This is a genomic window from Lysinibacillus macroides (assembly GCF_001281525.1).
Classification (GTDB): domain Bacteria; phylum Bacillota; class Bacilli; order Bacillales_A; family Planococcaceae; genus Lysinibacillus; species Lysinibacillus macroides.
This window is the reverse complement of the sequence record NZ_LGCI01000005.1, coordinates 408,178-416,322: the sequence shown is the minus strand read 5'-3', so window position 1 is coordinate 416,322 and position 8,145 is coordinate 408,178. Positions and strand designations below refer to the sequence as shown.

General features: G+C 38.8%; 7 protein-coding genes. All 7 read right to left on the bottom strand.

The features are described from left to right. The coding region (locus tag ADM90_RS24435) for a transposase (protein ID WP_161804052.1) at positions 1-430 on the bottom strand (430 nt) is incomplete at its 3' end. Positions 431-663: 233 nt separating this feature from the next. Further along, positions 664-1,443, bottom strand: a complete 780-nt coding sequence (gene codY / locus ADM90_RS04850; protein ID WP_053993916.1) for a GTP-sensing pleiotropic transcriptional regulator CodY — start codon at positions 1,441-1,443, stop codon at positions 664-666. Between the two features lie 87 nt (positions 1,444-1,530). Continuing rightward, positions 1,531-2,931 (bottom strand): ATP-dependent protease ATPase subunit HslU, encoded by a 1,401-nt coding sequence (hslU, locus tag ADM90_RS04845; protein ID WP_053993915.1) that lies wholly within the window; start codon positions 2,929-2,931, stop codon positions 1,531-1,533. Then, positions 2,928-3,476: an ATP-dependent protease subunit HslV gene (gene hslV / locus ADM90_RS04840; protein ID WP_053993914.1), complete on the bottom strand. Its 549-nt coding sequence runs from the start codon at positions 3,474-3,476 to the stop codon at positions 2,928-2,930. Before hslV ends, hslU begins: the two co-directional genes overlap by 4 nt. Positions 3,477-3,497: 21 nt before the next feature. Beyond that, on the bottom strand, positions 3,498-4,397 hold the full coding sequence (gene xerC, locus ADM90_RS04835) for a tyrosine recombinase XerC (RefSeq protein ID WP_053993913.1): 900 nt from the start codon (positions 4,395-4,397) through the stop codon (positions 3,498-3,500). 275 nt (positions 4,398-4,672) lie between these two features. Continuing rightward, complete coding sequence (trmFO, locus tag ADM90_RS04830; protein ID WP_053993912.1) at positions 4,673-5,986, bottom strand: FADH(2)-oxidizing methylenetetrahydrofolate--tRNA-(uracil(54)-C(5))-methyltransferase TrmFO; 1,314 nt, start codon at positions 5,984-5,986, stop codon at positions 4,673-4,675. Between the two features lie 19 nt (positions 5,987-6,005). Next, positions 6,006-8,084, bottom strand: a complete 2,079-nt coding sequence (gene topA, locus ADM90_RS04825) for a type I DNA topoisomerase (RefSeq protein ID WP_053993911.1) — start codon at positions 8,082-8,084, stop codon at positions 6,006-6,008. Positions 8,085-8,145 lie beyond the last annotated feature (61 nt).

Here is an 8,145-nt window from a genome sequence, read left to right as displayed (position 1 = left end):
GTGTTGCATCAAAACTAAGGTGTTCCTCTTCAAGAAAACCTTCTGTAAAGGCAGCTTGAATAAGTTCATCGTGCATGCGATCTAAGACATCTGATTGACTAATCACGTCGACCATACGTGAATACGAGGCTTCAGATGGCACCGTGTCCGAAACTAAAAAGCCACAATCTAAGCGAAAGACGAAATCATGCGTTAATCGATTGACCAAATCTTTAACGGTAGGGATACGCTCGACAATGCGGATCATCAATGATTGAATCATCGCACCGTAGTTTAATTCTCGTGGAGCACCACGCATCGTCTTCTTTCGAAATAGTTGAAAGATTGGCTGCACATCGAAAGTGGCTAAAATAGCATCAAAACGACGAGAACTTTCCATTTTCAATAATTCACGGATGTCAAATAGGCTCATTTGTTTTACAATAGTCATGAGGCATCATTCCTTTTCGGTGGGTTGTTTAGTCGCTACCATTATACCGAATTTGGGGAGGTGCCTCATTTTTATTTAATTTTAGCCCTTGATATTAAAGGGATTAGAATTATGAAATTAACTCAAATATAACGTTTTTTTAAATGTAGTAAATTTTTATAGAATTATCAAGAAAAAAGCGCCTAGATATAACACCTAGACGCCTACATTTCTTATCTTCTTACAAAAAGCATTTATTTCATTTTAATTTCTGCTAAAGCATTTAAGAATTTATCGTTTAGTACTTTAATATAAGTACCTTTCATACCTAAAGAGCGAGACTCAATGACACCCGCAGATTCAAGTTTACGTAATGCATTTACGATCACTGAGCGTGTAATACCCACTCGATCAGCAATCTTAGAAGCAACTAGTAAACCTTCATTGCCATCAAGTTCTTCAAAAATATGTTCAATTGCTTCTAACTCACTGTATGAAAGTGAATTAATAGCCATTTGGACAACCGCTTTGCTGCGCGCTTCTTCTTCAATCTCTTCAGATTTTTCACGTAAAATTTCCATGCCAACTACTGTTGCACCATACTCAGCTAAAATTAAATCATCATCTTCAAACTGGGAAGATAAGCGAGCAAGAATTAATGTGCCTAGACGTTCGCCTCCCCCAACGATTGGCACAATTGTTGTTAAAGCATTTTGAAATAAATCTTTATTTTCTACTGGGAAGGCTGTGTGCTCATCATGAATATCTAAGTTTGATGATGTTTCAGAAATTGTAAACAAGCTATGTGTATACTCTTCTGGGAATTGTCTTTCTTCAAACATTTTTTTCATACGCTCATTTTCAATTTGTTGATGAATGGAAATACCTAATAGCTTTCCTTTACGGCTCACAATATAAATATTGCTATCAATAATATCTCCTAATGTATCAGCCATTTCCTTAAAGTTTACTGGCTTACCAGCAGAGGCTTGAAGCATTGAGTTAATTCTACGTGTTTTTTCTAATAAATTCATTTTATGTTCCTCCTATAAATAATCCGAAGCGTATTCACTTAATATTCTAAAGTTTTTTACTACTTAATGATACTATTCAGCTTTATCTTACAATATAAACTGTGACAAATCTTTGTTTTTTACTATACCTGCAAGTTTTTGATCAACATATGCAGCATTGATTGGGATATTGGCTGGAGCAATCTCTGAAGCCTCAAATGACAATTCCTCTAGCAAACGCTCTAAAATGGTGTGTAGGCGTCGTGCACCAATATTGTCTGTTTCCTGATTAACTTCTGTTGCAATTTCAGCAATTCGTTCAATAGCGTCTGCTGTGAAATTGATTTCCACACCTTCTGTTTCTAACAGGGCCTTGTATTGTAAAATAAGCGATTGGTCTGGCTCTTGTAAAATTCGTACAAAATCCTGTTTTGTTAATTTTTCAAGCTCTACACGAATCGGGAAGCGGCCTTGTAACTCCGGTATTAAATCTGAAGGCTTTGACATATGGAATGCACCGGCAGCCACAAATAGCATATAATCTGTTTTTACTGCTCCATACTTCGTCGTAACCGTAGAACCCTCTACAATTGGCAAGATATCTCGTTGTACACCTTCACGTGATACATTCGCTGAGGTATTCCCTTCTTTACTCGCAATTTTATCGATTTCATCAATAAAAATAATGCCTGATTGCTCAGCTCTCGTAATTGCCTCTTGTGCAACTTCATCCGCATCTATTAGCTTATTCGCTTCCTCTATTATTAAAATCCGACGTGCATCCTTTACCTGCACACGACGTTTTTTCTGTTTTTTAGGCATCAAACTAGATAGCATATCCTGCATACCACTATTGGCAGACATATCCATTCCTGTTCCTTGTAATGCATCAAAAATAGATGGTGTTTGTTCTGTGACCTCTACAGTCACCCATTCATTTTCCAATTTACCACTGCGTAAATCAATGGCAATTTGTGCACGTTTAGAGCGCACTTCAACCTCATCCGTTGATGAATCGTCAGTTGACGGTTGCTCTTTTCCGCCAAATAACATTTCAAATGGATTTTGCATCGCCTGTTTTTTACGTAAAGAAGGAACCAATAATTTCACAATCGCTTCATTTGCTAATTCTTCGGCTTGCCCCTTAACAGACTCCATCATTTCTTCTTTCACTAGACGGTGTGAAGCTTCTACCAAGTCACGCACCATTGATTCAACATCTCTACCCACATAGCCTACTTCGGTAAACTTTGTCGCTTCAACTTTTACAAAAGGAGCATTCGTAAGCTTTGCAATCCTTCTGGCTATTTCTGTTTTACCGACACCAGTTGGTCCAATCATCAAAATATTTTTCGGAATAACTTCAGCCTTCATATCTTCATTTAACAATGAACGGCGATAGCGGTTTCGTAATGCCACGGCTACAGCTCGCTTAGCTTCATTCTGCCCAACAATGTAACGATCTAAATGCTCAGTAATTTGTCTTGGCGTTAAATTTTTTTGTGTCATTCGTCCAGCGCCTCCACGATAATATTATGATTTGTAAATACACAGATTTCCGCAGCAGTTTCCAATGCCGCTTCAGCAATTTCACGAGCAGTCATTGTGTCACCTGCATATTTTTTCAATGCTCTGCCTGCTGATAATGCATAATTGCCACCAGAGCCGATTGCTAAAATACCATCATCTGGTTCAATCACTTCACCTGTACCTGAAACAAGCAGCAATGTTGTTTTATCCATCACCAGCAGCATGGCCTCTAGTTGACGAAGCATTTTATCACCGCGCCATTGCTTTGCTACCTCTACAGCTGCACGTTGTAAATTGCCGTTATATTCATTTAATTTGCCTTCAAACATCTCAAATAGTGTAAAAGCATCAGCAACAGAGCCTGCAAAGCCCGCAAGAACCTGACCATTAAACAGACGTCTGACCTTACGTGCTGTTCCCTTCATCACAACAGCATTGCCTAATGTGACTTGACCATCACCAGCCATGGCACAGCCTCCATTATGATGAACTGCGAATATTGTTGTTGCATGAATTTGTCCCATCTGCCTTCCTCCTTAGCTCTATTATGCTCGTGGATGAGCATTCATATATGTGTGACGAAGATGCTCCTTTGTTACATGTGTGTAAACCTGTGTAGAAGATAAATGCGCGTGACCTAATAACTCCTGCACTGTTCGCAAATCCGCACCATTATTTAACAAATGTGTTGCAAATGTATGACGAAGCATGTGGGGATAAATTTTTGTATGGAGTGAGGCTTTATCAATCATTTCGTTTAAAATATGACGCACCCCTCGAGGTGTAAGTTCCCCACCGCGCATGTTCACAAACAATTGCTGATGTTTTGTTTTTTTCATCAATCGTGGACGAGCTTGCTCTATGTAGTCCTGCATAGCTAAACTCGCAAATTGACCGAATGGAATGATTCGTTCTTTTCGACCTTTGCCCATCACACGGATAATGGAATAATGAAAATCGACATCTTCTACTTGAATAGAAGTCAGTTCACTCACACGAATACCTGTCGCATATAACAGCTCTAATATAGCTATATTTCTTAATGATTTCAAATCATCACCTATATTTGCTTCAAATAACTGTGTCAATTCTTCTTCATAGAAGAAATTGGGTAAACGCGTTTCCTTTTTGGGATGGTAGAGAGAACGAAATGCACCATCATCTAATCCATATTGTTTATTGAGAAAGCGAAAAAAGGAGCGTATTGAGGAAATCTTTCTTGAAACAGAAGCCCTCGCTCTTTTTTCATCGTACAACTTTGTTACATAAAGACGTGCATGTATATATTCAACACTTGCTAAATTATTGATTCCCTCTGCTTGTAAGAAAGCTAAAAAATTCAACAGGTCTGATTCATATTCGCGCACTGTATGAACAGAGAAGTTTTTTTCTGTCTGGATGTAAAGCATGAACTGTTCGAGTGCATCTTGGGACGAAACTAACATAGAAAGATTCACCACCAATGATTATTAATAATTGCCTGCAATAACTAACACTTGTACTATAACGAATAGACAATGCTTTGTCATCTTTTATAAATTTTTATCATTAATAAACATACATACTGACACTATACTTATCTTCACCATATAGCAAGTGTAAATAGTTATATTTCAAAAAAACCTCCATATAAAATTCGAAAAAATGTCTAAACAAGCATTTTGTCTACATAAAAGAAAAAGCCTCTAAGAGTATATCAACTTTTAGAGGCTCTTGGCAATTAAATTGTTTGTGAATTCACAAAATTGCGAATTACGCTTAATGCACGTGTTGCATGCATCTCAGCACGTTCTGGTTTAGAACGACGACCAGGTGGTAGCTCAGGGAAGATGCCAAAGTTCACATTCATCGGCTGGAAGTTTTTCGATTGCGCTTCTGTTATATAACGCGCCATACTTCCCAATGCTGTTTCAAATGGGAAAATAATTGGCTCTTGTCCTAACGCTAAGCGAGCGGCATTAATACCGGCGATTAATCCACTGCCTGCTGATTCAACATAGCCCTCTACACCTGTCATTTGACCCGCAAAGAAAATATTTTTCTGTTCACGTAGTTGGTATGTTTTCTCTAGTACCTTTGGTGAATTAATAAACGTATTGCGGTGCATAACACCATAACGGACAATTTCTACATTTTCTAGCCCTGGAATCAACTGTAATACTTCTTTTTGCGGCCCCCATTTTAGATGTGTCTGGAAGCCAACAATATTATAAAGCGTGCCCGCTGCATCGTCTTGGCGTAGTTGAACAACCGCATAAGGTCGTTTTCCTGTTTTAGGGTCTTCAAGTCCAACTGGCTTCATAGGACCAAATAGCATGGTTTTCTCTCCACGAGCTGCCATTACTTCAATTGGCATACAGCCCTCAAAGTAAATTTCCTTCTCAAACTCTTTTAATGGCACAACTTCTGCTTCGATTAATGCTTGGCGGAAACGATCAAATTCTTCCTTTGTCATCGGACAGTTTAAATAAGCCGCTTCCCCTTTATCATAGCGTGATTTTAAATACACCTTATCCATATCGATACTATCTTTTTCGATAATTGGTGCTGCTGCATCATAAAAGTATAAATAATCTAATCCTGTTAAGCTTTGAATTTTTTCAGCTAAAGCCTTTGATGTTAAGGGACCTGTTGCAATAACCGTAATGCCGTCTGGAATTTCTGTAACCTCTTCATGAATAACCTCCACGAGTGGATGATTTTTCACAGCCTCTGTCACATAGCCAGCAAACTCATGTCGATCTACTGCTAACGCGCCTCCGGCAGGCACTGCGCATTGATCTGCCGCCTTTAAGATAACAGAATCTAAAATGCGCATCTCTTCCTTAATAACACCTACAGCATTTGTTAAGCCATTGGCACGTAATGAGTTTGAACAAACAAGCTCTGCAAATTTATCCGTATGGTGTGCAGGTGTTTGTTTGACTGGACGCATTTCATAAAGCTTTACGTTAACACCACGCTTTGCAATTTGCCACGCTGCCTCACTACCTGCAAGGCCTGCTCCTATTACATTTACTACTTGTTCCGTCATGTTTCTTACCATCTTCCTATCATTGAGTTGGTGCTTCTTCATAGTCACATTTTGTACATTGAATTTGTACACCTTTTTTAATCTTTTTCTCCACTAATAATGCGCTACATTTCGGACATGGTCTACTAATCGGCTTATCCCATGATACAAATTCACATTCTGGATATTGATTGCAGCCGTAGAATAAACGCTTGGTTTTACTTTTCCGCTCTACAATTTCACCTGTTTCACAGGAAGGACATTTTACACCAATTGGCTTCATAATAGCTTTTGTATTGCGGCAATCTGGGAAGTTTGAGCATGCCATAAATTTGCCATAGCGCCCAAGCTTGTAGACCATTGGTGAGCCACATAGCTCACAATCCTCACCAGCAGGCTCATCTTTTATCACAACTTTTTCCATCGCTTCATCTGCATGCTTTACATGCACCTCAAAGTCCTTATAAAACGCATCAACAACCTCTACCCATTGACGACTACCTTCTTCAATCTCATCCAAATCCTGCTCCATTTTTGCTGTGAATTCGATATTTATGATATCTGGGAAAAACTCTAATACGAGTTGGTGTACGATTTCACCGAGCTCTGTTGGCATAAAGCGTTTTGTATCTAATACAACATAGCCACGGCGCTGAATTGTATCGAGGGTCGGTGCATATGTGGATGGGCGTCCAATACCTAGTTCTTCCATTGTTTTCACAAGACGCGCCTCAGAATAACGTGGTGGTGGCTGTGTAAAATGCTGCTTAGGCTCAATTTCAAGCGATTTTACTTGATCGCCAATTTCCATCTCAGGTAAAAGCTTTGTTGTTTCTTCCGCTTGATCATCAGTACCTTCGATATAGAGTTTCATAAAGCCTGCGAATTTAACCTGTGAGCCATTCGCACGAAATAAAACATCACCATTTTGAAGGTCTACTGCTACCGTATCCAATATAGCTGGTGCCATCTGACTGGCAACAAAGCGTTCCCAAATCAAACGATATAAACGCAATTGATCTCGGCTCAGCACCGCTTTTAAATCCTCTGGTGTACGCATTGTACTCGTTGGACGAATTGCCTCATGCGCATCCTGTGCATTTGAAGCCTTTTTCGCTTGCTTTGCCTCTGTCGCAATATATTCTTTACCGTACTTTGTTTCGATGTAAGTAGTCGCTTCTGCTTTTGCCGTATCCGAAATACGTGTAGAATCGGTACGCATATACGTAATTAAGCCGACTGTGCCCTCTTTTTTACCAATATCAATTCCTTCATATAATTGTTGAGCAAGCATCATTGTTTTCTTAGCACGGAAATTTAATTTTCTTGCTGCTTCTTGTTGCAGGGAAGAAGTTGTAAAGGCTGGTGCCGCATTACGTTTACGTTCTTTTTTCGATACGTTGACAACTTCAAAATTTGTGCCTTTTACATTTTTTAATATGGCCTTTACTTGCTCTTCATTCGTTAATTTAATTTTCTCTTTACCATTGCCATAATAAAGAGCATCAAAAGCTTTTTTACCTTTTTCAAATGTCCCCTCAATCGTCCAATATTCCTCTGGCTGAAAGTTTTTAATTTCATTTTCACGATCAATAATCAAACGTAAGGCTACAGATTGTACACGACCTGCTGATAAGCCTTTTTTTACCTTTTTCCACAAAATCGGGCTAATGTTATAGCCAACAAGTCTATCCAATATTCGTCTAGTTTGTTGGGCATCCACTAAATCTAAATTGATCGGACGAGGATGTTTAAAGGATTCAACAATGGCATCCTTTGTAATTTCATTAAAGACAACTCGACAATCTGAGTTAATATCAATGTTTAATGCAGTCGCAAGGTGCCAAGCAATCGCTTCTCCCTCGCGGTCTGGATCGGCTGCTAGAAATACTTTCTTCACTTTTTTAGCAGCCGTCTTTAATTCCTGTAAAACAGGTCCTTTACCACGAATTGTAATATATTTGGGCTCATAATTGTTTTCTGTATTAACGCCCATTTGACTTCTTGGTAAATCTCGAACATGTCCAATCGATGCTTTTACTTTATATTTTTTGCCTAAATAACGTTCAATTGTTTTTGCTTTTGCTGGTGATTCTACAATCACTAAATAATCCGCCATCTATATCTCCCCCTTAGCGAGGTCTATTACTATTTTTTTAAGTTACCTGTTGCAAAATGTA

Bases quoted from the DNA above. Each gene is read 5' to 3' on its own strand.
- codY (WP_053993916.1), bottom strand. From the start codon at position 1,443: ATGAATTTATTAGAAAAAACACGTAGAATTAACTCAATGCTTCAAGCC.
- hslU (WP_053993915.1), bottom strand. From the start codon at position 2,931: ATGACACAAAAAAATTTAACGCCAAGACAAATTACTGAGCATTTAGAT.
- hslV (WP_053993914.1), bottom strand. From the start codon at position 3,476: ATGGGACAAATTCATGCAACAACAATATTCGCAGTTCATCATAATGGA.
- xerC (WP_053993913.1), bottom strand. From the start codon at position 4,397: ATGTTAGTTTCGTCCCAAGATGCACTCGAACAGTTCATGCTTTACATC.
- trmFO (WP_053993912.1), bottom strand. From the start codon at position 5,986: ATGACGGAACAAGTAGTAAATGTAATAGGAGCAGGCCTTGCAGGTAGT.
- topA (WP_053993911.1), bottom strand. From the start codon at position 8,084: ATGGCGGATTATTTAGTGATTGTAGAATCACCAGCAAAAGCAAAAACA.